Annotated in this window: 15 protein-coding genes; 6 read left to right on the forward strand and 9 right to left on the reverse strand. The window is 63.4% G+C overall.

All coding sequences use genetic code 11. The features are described from left to right. From ACXJKE_RS14825 to ACXJKE_RS14860, 8 genes are all read right to left on the reverse strand, one after another. On the reverse strand, positions 1–2,709 hold the full coding sequence (locus ACXJKE_RS14825; RefSeq protein WP_457281363.1) for a DUF4118 domain-containing protein: 2,709 nt from the start codon (positions 2,707–2,709) through the stop codon (positions 1–3). A gap of 33 nt (positions 2,710–2,742) precedes the next feature. After that, on the reverse strand, positions 2,743–2,919 hold the full coding sequence (locus tag ACXJKE_RS14830) for a hypothetical protein (protein ID WP_457281364.1): 177 nt from the start codon (positions 2,917–2,919) through the stop codon (positions 2,743–2,745). An 11-nt stretch (positions 2,920–2,930) separates the two neighbouring features. Continuing rightward, positions 2,931–3,503: a potassium-transporting ATPase subunit KdpC gene (kdpC, locus tag ACXJKE_RS14835; protein WP_457281365.1), complete on the reverse strand. Its 573-nt coding sequence runs from the start codon at positions 3,501–3,503 to the stop codon at positions 2,931–2,933. 24 nt (positions 3,504–3,527) lie between these two features. After that, entirely contained in the window at positions 3,528–5,603 is a 2,076-nt protein-coding gene (kdpB, locus tag ACXJKE_RS14840) for a potassium-transporting ATPase subunit KdpB (protein ID WP_457281366.1), read from the reverse strand. A gap of 25 nt (positions 5,604–5,628) precedes the next feature. Then, entirely contained in the window at positions 5,629–7,428 is a 1,800-nt protein-coding gene (kdpA, locus tag ACXJKE_RS14845) for a potassium-transporting ATPase subunit KdpA (protein ID WP_457281367.1), read from the reverse strand. Continuing rightward, positions 7,428–7,526 carry a potassium-transporting ATPase subunit F gene (locus ACXJKE_RS14850; RefSeq protein WP_457281368.1) on the reverse strand — a complete coding sequence of 33 codons (99 nt, stop codon included), beginning with the start codon at positions 7,524–7,526 and terminating at the stop codon, positions 7,428–7,430. Before ACXJKE_RS14850 ends, kdpA begins: the two co-directional genes overlap by 1 nt. 217 nt (positions 7,527–7,743) lie before the next feature. Next, positions 7,744–7,935, reverse strand: coding sequence for a hypothetical protein (locus tag ACXJKE_RS14855; protein WP_457281369.1), 192 nt, complete (start codon positions 7,933–7,935; stop codon positions 7,744–7,746). 13 nt (positions 7,936–7,948) lie between these two features. Beyond that, positions 7,949–8,734, reverse strand: coding sequence for a sulfite exporter TauE/SafE family protein (locus ACXJKE_RS14860; protein ID WP_457281370.1), 786 nt, complete (start codon positions 8,732–8,734; stop codon positions 7,949–7,951). A 92-nt stretch (positions 8,735–8,826) separates the two neighbouring features. Here ACXJKE_RS14860 and ACXJKE_RS14865 point away from each other — a divergent pair, with 92 nt between their 5' ends. Genes ACXJKE_RS14865 through ACXJKE_RS14875 form a run of 3 tightly spaced genes read left to right on the forward strand, consistent with a single transcriptional unit; the run spans position 8,827 to position 10,794 of the window. Next, the gene (locus ACXJKE_RS14865; protein WP_457281371.1) at positions 8,827–9,768 is read left to right on the forward strand and encodes a LysR substrate-binding domain-containing protein; all 942 of its coding nucleotides are present in this window, start codon (positions 8,827–8,829) and stop codon (positions 9,766–9,768) included. Positions 9,769–9,778: 10 nt separating this feature from the next. Continuing rightward, entirely contained in the window at positions 9,779–10,441 is a 663-nt protein-coding gene (locus tag ACXJKE_RS14870; protein ID WP_457281372.1) for an HD domain-containing protein, read from the forward strand. Continuing rightward, on the forward strand, positions 10,438–10,794 hold the full coding sequence (locus tag ACXJKE_RS14875) for a hypothetical protein (RefSeq protein ID WP_457281373.1): 357 nt from the start codon (positions 10,438–10,440) through the stop codon (positions 10,792–10,794). The genes ACXJKE_RS14870 and ACXJKE_RS14875 overlap by 4 nt, the downstream gene beginning before the upstream one ends. A 210-nt stretch (positions 10,795–11,004) precedes the next feature. On the opposite strand, the gene ACXJKE_RS14880 is transcribed toward ACXJKE_RS14875, so the two are convergent. Continuing rightward, a complete protein-coding gene (locus ACXJKE_RS14880; protein ID WP_457281374.1) occupies positions 11,005–11,721 on the reverse strand; it encodes a Crp/Fnr family transcriptional regulator in 717 nt (238 codons plus the stop codon). A 171-nt stretch (positions 11,722–11,892) separates the two neighbouring features. Between ACXJKE_RS14880 and ACXJKE_RS14885 the strand changes: the two genes are divergently transcribed. From ACXJKE_RS14885 to ACXJKE_RS14895, 3 genes are all read left to right on the forward strand, one after another. Next, positions 11,893–13,092 (forward strand): ABC transporter substrate-binding protein, encoded by a 1,200-nt coding sequence (locus tag ACXJKE_RS14885; RefSeq protein WP_457281375.1) that lies wholly within the window; start codon positions 11,893–11,895, stop codon positions 13,090–13,092. Between the two features lie 147 nt (positions 13,093–13,239). After that, the gene (locus ACXJKE_RS14890; RefSeq protein WP_457281376.1) at positions 13,240–15,186 is read left to right on the forward strand and encodes an AMP-dependent synthetase/ligase; all 1,947 of its coding nucleotides are present in this window, start codon (positions 13,240–13,242) and stop codon (positions 15,184–15,186) included. Between the two features lie 124 nt (positions 15,187–15,310). After that, a complete protein-coding gene (locus ACXJKE_RS14895; protein ID WP_457281377.1) occupies positions 15,311–16,093 on the forward strand; it encodes an ABC transporter ATP-binding protein in 783 nt (260 codons plus the stop codon). Positions 16,094–16,104: the final 11 nt, after the last annotated feature.

The following is a 16,104-nucleotide window of genomic DNA, read 5'->3' on the forward strand; positions in this document are numbered from 1 at the left end:
TCAGGCGGTTTCGGGCAGGCCCTGCGGCGGCGGGCGGCGCGGCAGGGTGATGGTGAATTCTGCACCACCGCCCGGCGCATTGGCGGCTGTGATCTGCCCGCGGTGCGCCTGCACCACCGCCTGGCAGATGGCCAGGCCCAGCCCCACGCCCGGCGTGGCCGATTCGGTCTCGCCGCGCGTGAACTTCTCGAACAGCTCGTGCTCGCGGCCCTTGAGGGTGGCGGGCAGGCCGGGCCCGTGGTCACGCACCGCCAGCATCAGCGCCTGCTCCGTCGCCTCTGCGCTGATTTCTATAGGCGACCGCCCGTACTTGGCGGCGTTTTCCAGCAGGTTGGCGAGCACGCGCTCCATCAGCACCGCGTCAAATTCGACCAGCGGCAGATCGGCGGGTAGCGCCGCCGTGACAGCCTTGCCGGCCAGCGCGTGCTGCGCCTGGCGGATCGCCGAACCGACAATTTCCTCGACAGACTGCCATTCGCTCCTCAGGTTAACGGCACCGCTTTGCAGCCGCGCCATGTCCAGCAGGTTGTTGACCAGCGCGCTCAGGTGCCGCGCTTCGCCGGCGATGGCGCGCGCCGCCTGCGACTGTTCGCTACTGAGCGGCGGCGCCGTGCGCTGCAGGGAGTCGGCCAGGCCGATCAACGCAGTCAACGGCGTGCGCACATCGTGCGAAATCGCCGCGAGCAGCATGTTGCGCAATTTCTCGGACTCCATCTGCACCACCGCCTGCTGGGCCACCTCCACATAGTGCACGCGCTCCTGCGCGATGGCGATCTGCCGCGCCAGGGTTTCGAGCTGCTGCATCTGCTCGGGAATCAGCAGCCAGCGCGCCTGCGCAGGCTTGAGCGCCAGCACGCCGCGCACGCGCATCGGCGCCTTGAGCGGGATGTAATGCCATGCCTGGGCCGACAAGGTGGCGGTGGCCAGCCCCGCCGGCTGTTCGTTGCGGAACACCCAGTCGGCCACGCTGGCGTCAAAATCCGCGGGCGGTTTGGCGGGCGGCAGTAACTGGTCGTGGCTGTCGGTCACCATCACCAGCGCCTGCCCGCCGAAGTTGCGCTGCGCGGCCGCTTCGCCGAGTTCCATGACCTGCTCACTCAGCAGCGCCGCCGACAGGTCGCGCGTGAGCTCGAACAGCGACTGCGCGCGGCGCTCGCGGCCGGCCGCAATGCGCGCCTGAAAACGCAGGCCTGCCGTGAGTTGCCCGGTTAGCAGCCCCACCATCAGCATGACGGAAAATGTCAACAGGTACTGCACATCGCTGACGGCAAACGACAGGCGGGGCGGCACAAAGAAAAAGTCAAACGCCGCCACATTGAGGAAAGCCGCCAGCGCTGCCGGCCCGCGCCCGAACTTCAGCGCCACCAGCACCGTACCGAGCAGAAACAGCATCACGATGTTGGCGAGGTCAAAAAATCTGAGCAAAGGCAAAGCCAGCAAGGTGACTGCGGCGCTACCAGCCATTGCCCATGCGTATCGCGGCAGGCTCTCCTGCCAGGCCGCGGCGGCATCATCGTCGGCAGAACGCTGCACGGCGCGCGCCAGCCGCCGCGCACTGTCGGCATGGCCCACCTCCACAATGTCCAGTGTGGGCGCCAATGTCGCCAGCCGGCGCGTCATGGTGGAGCCGGCCCACAGCGCGCGCCAGCCCGGCAGCTGCGGGCGCCCCACCACCAGCGTGGCGCAATTGAGCTGCTGTGCCTGCGCCACCAGTTCGGCCGCGGCATCGCTGCCGGTCAGCACCGCCGTGGCCGCGCCCAGTTCTTCGGCCAGCTGGATAACGGCCAGGATGCGGTCGCGCCTGGCAACCTCCAACAGCTGCAGGCGCGGCGTTTCCACATACGCTGCATGCCAGCGCACATTGAGCTGGCCGGCCAGGCGCGCCGCCGTGCGCACGGTCTGCTCGGCGCCTTCACGCGGGCCTATGCAGGCGAGGATGGCGCCTTCGGTGTTCCAGACCGGGGCGATGGATTTTTCGACGCGGTAGCTGCGCACGTCGTCTTCCACATGCTCGGCCGTGCGCCGCAATGCAATCTCGCGCAGTGCGATCAAATTGCCTTTGCGGAAAAAATTCTGCGCCGCGCGCTCGGCCTGCTGCGGCAGGTAGACCTTGCCGGCTTTCAACCGCGCCATCAGTTCGTCAGGCGTGACGTCGACCAGGATGATTTCATCGGCGCCGTCCAGCACCGTGTCCGGGACCGTTTCATGCACGCGTATGCCGGTGATGGCACCCACCGTGCCATTGAGGCTTTCCAGGTGCTGCACATTGACCGCTGACCAGACGTCGATGCCGGCTTCCAGCAGCTCCTGCACATCCTGCCAGCGCTTGGCATGGCGCGAGCCCTCCACATTGCTGTGGGCGAGCTCGTCGACCAGCAGAAGTGCCGGCTTGCGCGCCAGCGCCGCGTCCAGGTCGAACTCTTTCAACCTGTGCCCGCGGTAGGCTACCTCCTGCAAGGGCAGTTGCTCAAGCCCGGTCAGCAGTTCCATGGTTTCACTGCGGCCATGGGTTTCGACCACACCGACCAATACATCCCGCCCGGCCTTACGCTCGCGCTGCGCGGCGCTGAGCATGGCGTAGGTCTTGCCCACGCCGGCACTGGCACCGAAGTAGATGCGCAAACGTCCCCGGCGCGCTTTTTCCTCCTCGCCGCGCAGACGGTCAAGGAGTTCGTCGGGGTCAGGGCGGGAGTCGGAAAAACTGGCCATGCCGTTGCGCTATTCCTGGGTGATTCAAAAGTTTCAAAGATCGCCTCGCAAAGGGTAACACCGGGTGTGTTTTTCCTGTTCGCCTGACTCGCCATCTTTTGGCATGCCGGACTCCCGCCTTTCACCGCGGCCCGCGATCCACCAGGCCACCGCCAGCGGCACGCCAAAGGCGGCCAGCGCACACAAGACCCGCAGAAGATCAGAGTCCATGGACATTTCTCTTAACGAAGCGCTTCCAGCGCGAGGTTGAGTTGCAGCACATTCACCTGGGCCTCGCCCAGAAAGCTCAGCAAAGGCTGCTCGGTGTACTGCCCGACCAGGGCCTGAACCTTCTCAAGCGCCAGGCCACGCGCTTTGGCCACACGGGCCACCTGGTAGCGCGCCGCAGCCGGGCTGATGTGCGGGTCCAGCCCGCTGGCAGACGCCGTGACCAGGTCCACCGGCACCTGGGCCGTGTTGCCCGGATCGGCCGCTTTCAGCGCTTCGACACGGCCCTTGACCGCGTCGACCAGCGCAGGATTCAGCGGGCCCTGGTTGGAGCCGCTGGAAGCCGATGCGTTGTAAGGCATGGGCCCCGTGGCCGATGGGCGGCCCCAGAAATTTTTGGGATCGCTGAAGTTTTGCCCGATCAGCGAAGAGCCGACAACCTTGCCGTCACGCTGGATCAGGCTGCCGCCGGCCTGCGCCGGAAACAACGATTGCGCGGCGCCGGTCACCACCAGGGGATAAGCCACGCCGGTGACCAGGGTCAGCACGGTGAACATCACAATTGCGGGGCGAAGAATATTTGTCATGAGGATTCCTTGATATGCAGGTGTTCAGGCGAGGTTCATTGCTACCAGCAGCAAGTCAATCGCCTTGATTCCGATAAAGGGCACGATGAGACCGCCCAGGCCGTAAATAAGCAGGTTGCGGCGCAGCAGCGTAGCGGCGCCCACAGCGCGGTATTTCACACCTTTGAGCGCGAGCGGGATCAGGAACATGATGATCAGGGCGTTGAAAATCACCGCCGACAAAATCGCCGACGACGGACTGCCCAGACGCATCACATTGAGTGCAGCCAGTTGCGGGTAAGTGGTCACAAAGATCGCCGGGATGATGGCGAAGTACTTGGCCACATCGTTGGCGATTGAAAACGTGGTGAGCGAGCCACGCGTCATCAGCAGGGCCTTGCCGGTTTCCACAATCTCCAGCAGCTTGGTGGGGTTGGAGTCGAGGTCCACCATGTTGCCGGCTTCCTTGGCGGCCTGGGTGCCGCTGTTCATGGCGACCGCCACGTCGGCCTGGGCCAGGGCCGGCGCGTCGTTGGTGCCGTCGCCCGTCATCGCCACCAGCCGGCCTTCGGCCTGGTACTGGCGTATCAGCTTGAGTTTGTCTTCGGGCGTGGCCTCTGCCAGGAAGTCATCGACGCCCGCCTCGGCGGCAATGGCGGCGGCCGTGAGCTTGTTGTCACCGGTGATCATCACCGTTTTGATGCCCATGCGGCGTAGCTCGCCGAAGCGTTCCTTGATGCCGGCCTTGACAATGTCTTTCAGCTCCACGATGCCCAGTACCGTGCTGCCGTCGGCCACGGCCAGCGGCGTGCTGCCGCGGCGCGACACGTCATCTGAAGCACGCAGGACTTCAGACGGGACGCTGCCGCCCAGTGCTTCCACATGCTTGCGCATCGCATCGACCGCGCCCTTGCGCAGTTGCCGCTTGCTTCCATCGGGGTTCAAGGCGTCCATTCCGCTCATGCGGGTTTGCGCAGTAAAGGGAACCTCGGTCACGGCCTGCATGGGCGACTGGCTGACGGCCAGCTTCAGGGCCAAAGCCACGATGCTGCGGCCTTCCGGCGTTTCGTCGGCATAGGATGCCTGCATGGCGCAGGTGGCGAGCACTTTTTCAGACACGCCGGGTGCGGGCAAAAAGCTTGAAGCCTGGCGGTTGCCGTGAGTGATGGTGCCGGTCTTGTCGAGCAGCAGCACATCCACGTCGCCGGCAGCCTCGACCGCGCGGCCCGAAGTGGCGATGACATTGGCCTGCATCATGCGGCTCATGCCGGCCACACCCACGGCCGACAGCAGGCCGCCAATCGTGGTCGGGATCAGGCAGACCAGCAGCGCTACCAGTGCGGTGATGCTCACCACCGTGCCCGCCCCCACCGCACCCACGCTGAAGACGGAGAACGGCAGCAACGTGACAGTAACCACCAGGAAAACAATGGTCAGCGCCACCAGCAAAATCGTCAAGGCGATTTCATTGGGCGTCTTCTGGCGTTTGGCACCTTCGACCATGCTGATCATGCGGTCCAGGAAGGATTCGCCGGGGTTGACGGTGATGCGCACCACCAGCCAGTCTGACAGCACGCGCGTGCCGCCGGTCACGGCGGAGAAGTCGCCGCCCGACTCGCGCACCACCGGGGCCGATTCGCCGGTGATGGCGCTTTCGTCGACCGAGGCCACGCCTTCAATCACTTCTCCGTCCAGCGGAATCATGTCGCCGGCATCGACCAGCACCACGTCCCCTTTCCGGAGATTTTCAGCTTCTTGCGGCAGGAACGTGGCGCCATGCCGGGGTTCCTTGAGCTTCTTGGCCCAGGTGCTTTTTTTCAGGCTCCGCAGCGACGCCGCTTGTGCCTTGCTACGGCCCTCGGCCAGCGCTTCGGCAAAGTTGGCGAACAGCACGGTGAACCACAGCCAGACGGCCACGGCAAAGATGAATCCGGCAGACGCTTCGCCCTGGCCCTGCAGGGCTTGCAGGCCCAGCAAGGTTGTGAGAATGCTGCCGATGTAGACGACAAACATCACGGGGTTGCGCCACTGCACGCGCGGGCTCAGCTTGGTGAACGAAGCCACGATGGCCGGCTTGAGCAGCGCGGGATCCAGCAGCATTAAAGTTTTTTGGGTACTCATATGGGTTTCTCTTTGAGCCTCGCGGTTATTGGCCTGGCCACAGCATCAGGTGCTCGACCACCGGGCCCAGCGCCAGGGCGGGCACGTAATTGAGCAGGCCCACCAGCAGCACAGTGCCTATCAACAGCATCACGAACAGCGGGCCGTGCGTGGGCATGGTGCCGGCCGTAACCGGCAGGCGTTTCTTGGTGGCCAGCGCACCGGCAATGGCGAGCACCGGAACGATGAAGCCGAAGCGCCCCAGCCACATCACGATGCCCAGCAGCGTGTTGTAGAACGGCGTGTTGGCCGACAGCCCCGCGAAGGCGCTGCCATTGTTGTTGCCGGCCGAGCTCAGCGCGTAAAGGATTTCAGAAAAGCCGTGCGCACCGGGGTTGGCAATGCCCGCCTTGCCTGCGCCGGCCAATACGGCGATGGCGGTGCCGGCCAGCACCAGGACAGGCGTGACCAGGATGGCGATTGAGGTCAGCTTCATCTCATGCGCCTCGATCTTCTTGCCCAGGTATTCCGGCGTGCGGCCAATCATGAGGCCGGCGATGAACACCGCCAGGATGGCGAAGATCAGCATGCCATAAAGGCCCGTGCCGACGCCGCCGAACACCACTTCGCCCAGCTGCATCATCACCATGGGCACCATGCCGCCCAGCGGCGTGAAGGAATCATGCATGGCGTTGACTGCGCCACAAGAAGCCGCCGTCGTGATGACCGCAAACAGGCTGGAGGCATTGATGCCGAAGCGGGTTTCCTTGCCTTCCATATTGCCGCCGGCCTGCAGCGCGCTGGCCGTCTGGTCCACACCCAAAGGCGGGAGCAACGGGTTGCCGGCCTGCTCGGCGGGCGTGATGGCCACGACCGCGATCACAAACATCACCGTCATGGCGGCGAGCACGGCCCAGCCCTGGCGCTGGTCGCCCACCGCGCGGCCGAAGGCGAAGCACAGCGCCGCCGGAATCAGGAAGATGGACAGCATCTGAAAGAAATTACTCAGCGCCGTCGGGTTTTCGTAAGGGTGGGCCGAGTTGGCGTTGAAGAAACCGCCGCCGTTGGTGCCCAGCATCTTGATGGCTTCCTGAGACGCGACCGGGCCCATGGCCAGGGTCTGCTTGTCGGATTTGGCATCCTCCATCACGGGATTGCCCTTGTCGTCTTTCAGCGCCTGGCCATCAGGGCCGTTTTTCGGCTGCTGATAGCTGGTCACTTCCAGTGTGCTCACGTCTTTGTAGGCATCAAAGTTCTGGATGACGCCCTGCCCCACAAGAAAGACGGCAAACACCAGCGACAACGGCAGCAGCAGCCAGGCCGTGATGCGCGTGATGTCCACCCAGAAGTTGCCGATGGCGCCGGTCGCGCGCGCGGCAAAACCGCGGAACAACGCAAACACCACGGCGATACCGGTGGCTGCGGAGAAGAAATTCTGCACAGCCAACACCAACATCTGCGTGAGGTAGCTCATGGTGGACTCACCGGCATAGCCCTGCCAGTTGGTGTTGGAGACAAAGCTGACGGCGGTGTTGAAGGCCGAGTCGGGCGTCACCGCGGCCATGCCGGCAGGGTTGAGCGGCAACCAGACCTGCAGGCGCTGCAGGGCATAGACAGCCAGCACGCCGAGCGCGTTGAAGGCCAGCAAGGCCAACGCGTATTGCGACCATTTCATGTTGGCGTCGGCCGAGGTGCCGGCCAGGCGGTACAGCGGCGCTTCCGCCTTGTGCATCCAGTTGGGGAGGCTACCGGAATACAGGCGGGCCAGCCAGATACCCAGCGACCAGGCCGTGACCAGCAGCGCACCGAGGAAGAGAGCGAGGAGCCCCCATGACACGTTGCTCATCAAAACTCCTCGGCGCAGATCAGCGCATAGACGAGGTAAGTGAGCAGCAGGACGGCGCAGACACCGCCAAAGCCGTACAAAACGTCGAGGCTGATCATGAGCGGCCTCCTTCGGGCTTTTCAAGCTTCTGGAAGCCCCAGACCAGCAAGACCATCACACCCCAGAGGGCGGCGGCGCCAAGAATAAACGCGAGATCCATGACTTTCTCCAACAAACAAACGATGGAAGAAGTTTCGGAGTCAGCGTGTAAAAACGGGGATGAAAGACCGGTAGCCGGTATAAAGAAAGCGTAAAAATCAGGGGTTTGGAACCTGTTCAAACCGGTGCGTGAGAGCGCATCACCACGCGCAGGTGCAGCGCACGCAAGGAGTCAATGTCGTCCAGCAGGGACGAGGCCTCGGACAGTGGGGAAACCGGGTCATCGGCGAGTTCCAGCAGCAAGACCAGACGCGCGGCTTTGGCATGGAGCGCCTCCATAGCCTGCGAAACCTCGCTGTGGTTTTCCATCGCACCGGCGTGGCTATCGCATCGCGCTGCGGGTGACCATGTAAACGCCTATCAGCAGCAGACCGGTGAAAAACAGGCGCCTGAAACCCTTCTCGCCCACTCGCCCGCGCAGCTTCTGGCCGACGACCATGCCCAACAAGGCGGCGGGCAATGGCAGCAGCAAACTCCAGCCACCCGGCATACTGCCCATGGCAAAAGAGCCCTCCATCACCAGGCGCAGAAAAAGTGCGCCGGTGGACACGGTAAAAGACAGGCCAAGCGCCTGCACCAGCTCGTCTTTCTTGAGCGACAAGGCCTGCAGGTAAGGCACGGCCGGAAAGACAAACACGCCGGTGGCCGAGGTGATGGCGCCGGTCGCCAGGCCGGCAGCGAAGGAAGAAACCCGCTCGCCGCGCGGCGTGACCACCAGCGGCAGCGCGCACAGCCCCAGCAGCGCATAAATGATCAGCGCGGCGCCCAGACCTGCCGAGGCGAGGTCCGCATCAAGGGTGACCAGGCTGACCGGTGCCCACAACGTTCCGGCGATCACGCCAGCCTGCAGCGGCCACAGGCGCCGCAACAGGCTTGCCAGCGCGGCGCCGTCCCACATCTGCCAGGCATTCGTCAGCAACGAAGGCAGGATCAGGATGACGGCTGCCTGCGCAGGCGGCATCACGCCGGCCAGCAAGCCCATGGAGAGCGTCGGCAACCCCAGGCCCACCACGCCCTTGACGAGGCCGGCCAGCAGGAATACGCCGGCGACGGCGGCCATCAAGAGGGTGTCGTTCCCTGCGCTCACGAAGTTGTTCATCGAGTTCATGCACCGATTCTGCGCAGCGGCGCGCTGGCGCTCAAGCGGTAATATCCGTTCACAGCCTTCGCCGTTGCCGAAGGCTAAAACGCCTGCAGCCCATGCCCGCCACCCTTCGCTTTGACCTCATCGACCTTCGGCTGTTTCTGCACACCGTCGATACCGGCAGCATCACGGCGGGCAGCAAGCTCTCGCACCTGGCGCTCGCCTCGGCCAGCGCACGCATACGCGGCATGGAAGACGCCCTGGGTGTGCCGCTGCTGGAACGCCTGCGCGCCGGCGTGAAGCCGACCAAGGCCGGCCTGGCCGTGGCCCACCATGCGCGGCTGGTGTTGCAGCAAATCGAGCGCATGCACGGCGAGATCGGCGACTATGCCGGCGGGCTGGCCGGCAAGGTGCGTTTGCTGTCGAACACCGCCGCCATCACCGACTACCTGCCGCAGGCGCTGGCGGATTTCCTCAACACCCATCCGGCCATCGACGTTGACCTGGAAGAGCGTCCCAGCCACCTGATCGTGTCGCAGTTGCTGGGCCAGGTGGCCGACCTCGGCATCGTGGCCGACTCCGCCGACATCTCCAGTCTTGAATCAAAACCTTTCCGGCGCGACCGGCTGGTGCTGGTGGTTCCAGCCGGCAGCGGCTTCGGCCGCCAGCGCCAGATACCGTTCGGGCAAACATTGAGCCATGACTTCGTCGGCCTGGGCGAGGACAGCGCACTGCAACAGCACCTGAACCTGCAGGCCGAACGCCTGGGGCTGCGCATGCGCACCCGCATACGGCTTCGCAGCTTTGAGGCGGTCTGCCGCATGGTGGAGGCCGGGGTCGGCGTGGCCGTGGTGCCGGCCATCGCGGCCGAACGCCATGCGGAGGCAGGCAAGCTGCGCATCCTCAAGCTGACCGACACCTGGGCCGACCGGCAGTTGCTGATCTGCGCGCGCCGCTTTGACCAGCTGTCGCTGCCGGCGCTGAGACTGGTCGAGTCCCTGTGCGCGCCTGCCGCGCCGCCGGAGCGCCCACACACGCACAAAACTCCCAAACGATAAAGTCATGCCCATGCAAACCCCTGACCCCACAGACCTGCTGGCCATATCCTGGCGGCTTTGCGCTGATGCCCTTGCCGCCCGGCCAATCGGGCGGGCGGTGTTCGACGGACTGGTGGCGCGCTACTCAGAGCCGCACCGCAAGTACCACACCGTGCAGCACCTGGGCGAATGCCTCTCGCATTTCGAAGGCGTCCGCGACCTGGCTGAACAGCCCGCAGAAGTCGAGATGGCACTGTGGTTCCATGATGCGATTTACGACACGCAGCGCCACGACAACGAGGAAAAAAGCGCCGACTGGGCTCGCGAGGTGCTGCTGGCGCACGGCACCGCCGAAGCCGCCGCGCAGCGCGTTCATGACCTGGTCATGGCCACCCGCCATACGGCGCTGCCGGACTCGCCCGACGAACAGCTGCTGGTCGATATCGACCTGTCCATCCTGGGCGCCGGCCCAGCCAGGTTTGCCGAATACGAGCAGCAGATCCGGGACGAATACGCTTTTGTACCCGCGGCCGTGTTCCGGCAAAAGCGGGGCGAAATCCTGCAGGGTTTCCTGGACCGGCCTGTGATCTACAGCACGGCGCATTTCCACGAAACACTGGAAGCGCGTGCGCGCGAGAACCTGCGCAAGGCGATTGCCGGCGCGACATCGGCAACCAGCCCTTCAGCACGATGAACATCTGCCCCCACTGCCGTCAGGCTGGAATCAAGATCTGGGAAAAACGTTTCTCCAGCCGCGGCAACCCCGCCACCTGCACCGTGTGCGGAGGGCTCTCGCATGTTCTGGCCAGCGCCGCCGGCGGCACATTTATCCTGACATCCGTCCTGTTGATGCTTGCCGTCCTTGCCGGTTTTTTGACCGGCTCATGGCTGGCCGGGTTGTCGGGTGGACTGCTGGCAGCGGCCTACAACCTGTGGGCATGGCAGCGCGAAGCGCTTTGGCCGATCCTCAAGGAAAACGCCCAGGCTGCAAACCGCGCCAATTGGGTGGTCGCCGCGGTTTCCATCTTTATTTCGTTTCTTTCCTGAGGGACGGTGCCCCCACCTGTCGCACCATAACGCTATCAATTTCATAGCTGCCAGCGCATATCCTGTTTGGTCCGAAGGCACTTTTGACATCAAAAAAATGTCGGGCACCACACGCCAAGTGCCAAAGATGGCTTCCCAGGATAGTTTTCTCTCTACAAATTGCTATTAATTCAATAGCTGCTTGCGCTTTCCCCCATTGGCCTGCAGCCATTATTTGCTTGAAAAAACACTGGACCGCAGGGCGCCCAGGTCCAGCACGCGCAGGCCGCCGTATTCGATGCGGATGAGGCCCTGGGCCTGCAAGGCATTGAGCGCCTCGTTCACGCGCTGGCGTGACAAACCCACCAGGTAAGCCAGTTCCTGCTGCGTGATGCGCAGGATTTCGCCCACACCCGGATACAGCACCGGGTTGAACAGCGAGGCCAGGCTGCGCGCCACACGGATGTCGGGGTTGTTCATGCGGTCGATCTCGCGCGCGGCGATGAACTGGCCGAGCCGCTCGTTGAGCTGGTTCATCACAAAGCGGTTAAAACCGATGGAGTGGTCCAGCAGCCAGTGGAAGGTTTCAACGGGCAGGCCCGCCACCACGCTTTTGCGCAGCGCCTGGATGTTGTAGCGGTAGGGCTCGCGCTTGAGCGCCGTGCCTTCACCGAACCAGCCGCCGGGCGGCACGCCGGTGAACGTCATGGTCATGCCCTGCTCGTTGTCGCTGCTCATCTTGAGCAGGCCTTCGACCACGCCAAACCAGTAGGTCACCGGCTTGCCCACACGGCACACATAGTCGCCCGGCGCGGCGTCGCCTACCTGCAGCCCCGCCAGCGCACGTGCCCTTTCTTCAGGCTGCAGCAAGGGCAGCCAGGGAATGCCGCGCAGCTCGTCGGGCGTGGGGTTCCTGCGGCGCTGGTGAAGAGGCGGTTCAGTGGACATGGCTCACAGCATTCGGGTGAAAGTCAGTGAAAGGGCAGGAAAAGGTCAGGGAAAGTCCGGGGCGGGCGCAACCCTTGGATTGTCGTCGGATAGACATTTCATTGCCAATCCAAAGCATAGCATCGGCCCCGCTGAGACAGCAAACCAACAACGAAAGCCAGGAGACCCGCCATGACCGAAAACCGCACACCTTCGCCGACCGATTCATTTCCTGCAGGCATCGACCCGCAGCGCACCCGCCTGACACGCCGCCGCATGCTGGGCGCACTCGCCGCCGTGCCCGCCGCACTTTACGGGCCGGCGCGCGCTCAGGACACCGGCCCGGTGCACATCGCGCAATCCATCGCGCTGAGCGGGCCGCTGGGCGAGCTGGGCCAGGCCATGCACCAGGGTGCAAAAGCCTGCTTTGCCAGCATCAACGCCAAGGGCGGCGTGAACGGCCGGCTGATCGAACTCACCGTGGCCGACGACGGCTACGACGTCAAACGCGCGCTGACCAATGTGAAAGGCTTCATCGACGACAAAAGCAATTTCGCGCTCTTCAATTGCATGGGGACACCCATGATCGAAGCCATGCTGCCTCAGGTGATGGAGTCGGGCATGCCTTTCTTCGCACCGTTTTCCGGTGCGCTGTCGGCACGGCCGGCCAATGCGCGCAATGTGTTCAACATCCGCGCGAGTTACGCCGACGAAGCCGAGCAGCTGGTGCAGCACCTGGCAACCATCGGGATCCGGCGCATCGCGATCGTCTACCAGAACAACTCCTTTGGGAAAGAAGTCTTCGACGCCACCCAGCGCTCCATGGCCAAACACAAGCTGGAAGCGACCGCGATTGTCACGGTGGAAAACAACTCTTCGGATACCGGCCCGGCAGCGGTAAAAATTGCGGGCTCCAACCCGGAAGCCGTGCTGGTGGGCCTGGCCGGCAAGCCGACCATCGACTTCGTGAAAGCGATACGCGTGCAGCGCAAGGGACTGCCGCTTTATGCGCTGTCCATCATGGGCGCAGCCGCCACACTCAAGGCTATGGGTGACGACGCCACCGGCATTGCCGTGTCTCAAGTCGTGCCCTTGCCGGGCAATACCGTGGTGCCTATGGTGCGCGAATTCCAGCAGGCCTGGAAAGCCGCGGGCGTGACGCTGGAGCCTTCACACCTGGCGCTGGAGGGTTACATCAATGCCCGCGTGTTTGCCGAGGCGCTGCGGCGTGCAGGCAAAAACCCCACGCGCGCCGGCTTCATCGACGGCACCTGGAATTTGAAGCGCTATGACCTGGGCGGCTTTGAAGTGAGCTTCAGCGACTCGGCCCGCAATGCCTCGCGCTTTGTGGAGCTCACCATGGTTTCGCGCGACGGGCGCTTTATCCGATAAACCGCGCCGACCCCGGGCACACCCCAGTAGGACTTACCCGGAAATTGTCGTCGCAATGACACCGTAACGTCAAAGCCGGTCCTACTATTCATTGCATACCAGCGGTTTTCAACGAAAAGCCGCACAAGAACGGAGACAAGAAAGCGAATGCAGACCACGTTCCCACGATTGCTGCTCAAACACGCGGCCGAACGCCCCGGCGCCGCCGCCATGCGCGAAAAAGAGTACGGCATCTGGCAGGCGCACAGCTGGGCCGGCATGGCGCAGCTGGTGGAGCGCATCGCCTGCGGCCTGCATGAAGCCGGGCTGCAGCGTGGCGAGCACATGGTCATCATCGGCGCCAACCGGCCGCGCCTGTACGCCACCATGCTGGCCGCGCAGTCGCTGGGCGCCATACCCATTCCGCTTTACCAGGACGCCGTGGGCGCCGAGTGTGTCTTTCCCATCAACAATGCCGACGTACGTTTTGCGCTGGTGGAAGACCAGGAGCAGGTCGACAAACTGCTGGAGATACGCAGCCAGTGCCCGCAACTGGACCAGATCATTTACGACGACCCGCGCGGCCTGCGCAACTATGCCGAGGCTGGCCTGCAATCGCTGGACGCCTTGCTGGAAAAGGGCGAAGCCTTTGCCGCGAAACAACCCGGCTTCTTCAAGAGCGAAGTCGAAAAATCCCGGCCGGATGATGTGGCCGCGATGTTTTTCACCTCGGGCACCACGGGCAATCCCAAGGGCGTGGTCCATACCCACAACACCCTGCTGGACCGCGCCAAGGCCGGCGCCAACTTCGATAAACTCACCTCCGGCGAGGAAGTACTGGCCTACTTGCCACCCGCGTGGGTCGGCCAGAATATCTTCAGCTATGCGCAATGGCTGGCCTGCGGCTATGTGGTGAATTGCCCCGAGAGCGCGAGCACCGTGATGATCGACCTGAAAGAAGTCGGCCCGACCTACTACTTTGCGCCACCGCGGATTTTCGAAAGCCTGCTGACCACCGTGATGATCCGCATGGAAGACGCGGGCCGCATCAAACGCGGCATGTTCAACTATTTCATGGGCGTGGCCAAACGCGCCGGCCCCGCATTGATGGACGGGAAGCCGGTGGGCGGGCTTGACCGCCTGCTATATGCACTGGGCAGCGTGATGGTCTATGGCCCGCTGCGCAATACGCTGGGTTTTTCGCGCGTTCGCGTGGCCTACACCGCGGGTGAAGCGATTGGGCCGGACCTCTTTACCTTCTACCGCTCTATCGGCATCAACCTGAAACAGCTGTATGGCTCGACCGAGACCGCCGTGTTTGTGTGCCTGCAGCCGGACAACGAAGCACGCGCCGATACGGTAGGGGTGCCGATCAGCGGCGTGCAAATCAAGGTGGCCGACAACGGGGAAATCCTGGTGAAGTCCGCCGGCCTGCTCAAGGAATACTACAAAAACCCGACCGCCACGGCAGAGGTGCTGACTGCCGACGGCTGGTACCACACCAGCGATGCGGGCTTTATCGATGCCGCCGGCCACCTCAAGATCATCGACCGCGTGAAAGACGTGGGCCGCATCAAGGGTGGCACCAACGACGGTGCCATGTTCGCGCCCAAGTACGTGGAAAACAAGCTCAAATTCTTCCCGCACATCAAGGAAGTCGTGGCCTACGGCGACGGCCGCGAAAAAGTCTGCGTGATGATCAACATCGACTTCGACGCCGTGGGCAACTGGGCCGAACGCCGCAATCTGCCTTACGCCGGCTACACCGACCTGGCGCAAAAGCCCGAGGTTTACCAGCTCATCAAGGAGTGCGTCGAAAAAGTCAACGCCGACCTCAGCGTGGACGCCCTGCTGGCCGGCTCACAGGTCAGCCGCTTCCTGGTGCTGCACAAGGAGCTGGACGCAGATGACGGTGAACTCACACGAACGAACAAGGTGCGACGCGGCTTCATTGCCGAGAAATACCTGCCGCTGATCGATGCGCTCTATGGCGACAAGACTGAGCAATTCATTGAAACCGTCGTGAAGTTTGAGGACGGCCGGTCTGGCAGCGTCAGCGCGACCCTGAAGATCAGCGACACCCAGACTTTTGCGCCAGTAAAGGCAGCAGCATGAACAACAAGCGACAGCAAGTCCCCCAGATACCAGCTCGAGCCGCGGAACCGGCTTTGCCGGGCCGCAGGCGGGCGGCCCCCTCGGGGGGCAGCGCAGTACACGCAGTGACAAGCGTGGGGGCAGCATGACCAAGAAGATCGGCGATGTCATCCTCGACGTCAACAACATCAGCCTGAGTTTTGGTGGCGTGAAAGCGCTGTCCGATATTTCCTTCAATGTGAAAGAGCATGAAATCCGCGCCATCATCGGACCCAACGGCGCCGGCAAAAGCTCCATGCTCAACTGCATCAACGGCGTCTATGCGCCGCAGCAGGGCTCCATCACCTTTCGCGGCCAGACCTTCAAGCATATGAACAGCCACCAGGTGGCCGTCATGGGCGTGGCGCGCACCTTCCAGAACCTGGCGCTCTTCAAGGGCATGAGCGTGCTCGACAACATCATGTCGGGCCGCAACCTCAAGATCAAAAGCAACCTGCTGCTGCAGGCGCTGCGCATAGGCCCCGCGGAAAAAGAAGAAATCATGCACCGCGAGGCTGTCGAAAAAATCATCGACTTCCTGGAAATTCAGGCCTATCGCAAAACGCCCGTGGGCCAGTTGCCCTACGGTTTGCAAAAACGCGTGGACCTCGGCCGTGCGCTGGCGATGGAGCCGCAGGTGTTGCTGCTCGACGAACCCATGGCCGGCATGAACGTCGAGGAAAAACAGGACATGTGCCGCTTTGTACTCGACGTGAACGACGAGTTCGGCACCACCGTCGTGCTGATCGAGCACGACATGGGCGTGGTGATGGACATCTCCGACCGCGTCGTGGTGCTCGACTACGGCAAAAAAATCGGCGACGGCACCCCCGACGAAGTACGCAACAACGAAGACGTGATCCGGGCATACCTCGGAACCAGCCACTGACATGGACGAGA

The sequence above is a fragment of the Polaromonas sp. P5_D5 genome, assembly GCF_054049435.1.

Coding starts and splice junctions, on each gene's coding strand:
- ACXJKE_RS14895 (WP_457281377.1), top strand. CDS start 15,311: ATGACCAAGAAGATCGGCGATGTCATCCTCGACGTCAACAACATCAGC.
- ACXJKE_RS14830 (WP_457281364.1), bottom strand. CDS start 2,919: ATGGACTCTGATCTTCTGCGGGTCTTGTGTGCGCTGGCCGCCTTTGGC.
- ACXJKE_RS14880 (WP_457281374.1), bottom strand. CDS start 11,721: ATGTCCACTGAACCGCCTCTTCACCAGCGCCGCAGGAACCCCACGCCC.
- ACXJKE_RS14850 (WP_457281368.1), bottom strand. CDS start 7,526: ATGATCAGCCTCGACGTTTTGTACGGCTTTGGCGGTGTCTGCGCCGTC.
- ACXJKE_RS14825 (WP_457281363.1), bottom strand. CDS start 2,709: ATGGCCAGTTTTTCCGACTCCCGCCCTGACCCCGACGAACTCCTTGAC.
- kdpA (WP_457281367.1), bottom strand. CDS start 7,428: ATGAGCAACGTGTCATGGGGGCTCCTCGCTCTCTTCCTCGGTGCGCTG.
- kdpB (WP_457281366.1), bottom strand. CDS start 5,603: ATGAGTACCCAAAAAACTTTAATGCTGCTGGATCCCGCGCTGCTCAAG.
- ACXJKE_RS14855 (WP_457281369.1), bottom strand. CDS start 7,935: ATGGAAAACCACAGCGAGGTTTCGCAGGCTATGGAGGCGCTCCATGCC.
- kdpC (WP_457281365.1), bottom strand. CDS start 3,503: ATGACAAATATTCTTCGCCCCGCAATTGTGATGTTCACCGTGCTGACC.
- ACXJKE_RS14865 (WP_457281371.1), top strand. CDS start 8,827: ATGCCCGCCACCCTTCGCTTTGACCTCATCGACCTTCGGCTGTTTCTG.
- ACXJKE_RS14885 (WP_457281375.1), top strand. CDS start 11,893: ATGACCGAAAACCGCACACCTTCGCCGACCGATTCATTTCCTGCAGGC.
- ACXJKE_RS14870 (WP_457281372.1), top strand. CDS start 9,779: ATGCAAACCCCTGACCCCACAGACCTGCTGGCCATATCCTGGCGGCTT.
- ACXJKE_RS14890 (WP_457281376.1), top strand. CDS start 13,240: ATGCAGACCACGTTCCCACGATTGCTGCTCAAACACGCGGCCGAACGC.
- ACXJKE_RS14860 (WP_457281370.1), bottom strand. CDS start 8,734: ATGAACTCGATGAACAACTTCGTGAGCGCAGGGAACGACACCCTCTTG.
- ACXJKE_RS14875 (WP_457281373.1), top strand. CDS start 10,438: ATGAACATCTGCCCCCACTGCCGTCAGGCTGGAATCAAGATCTGGGAA.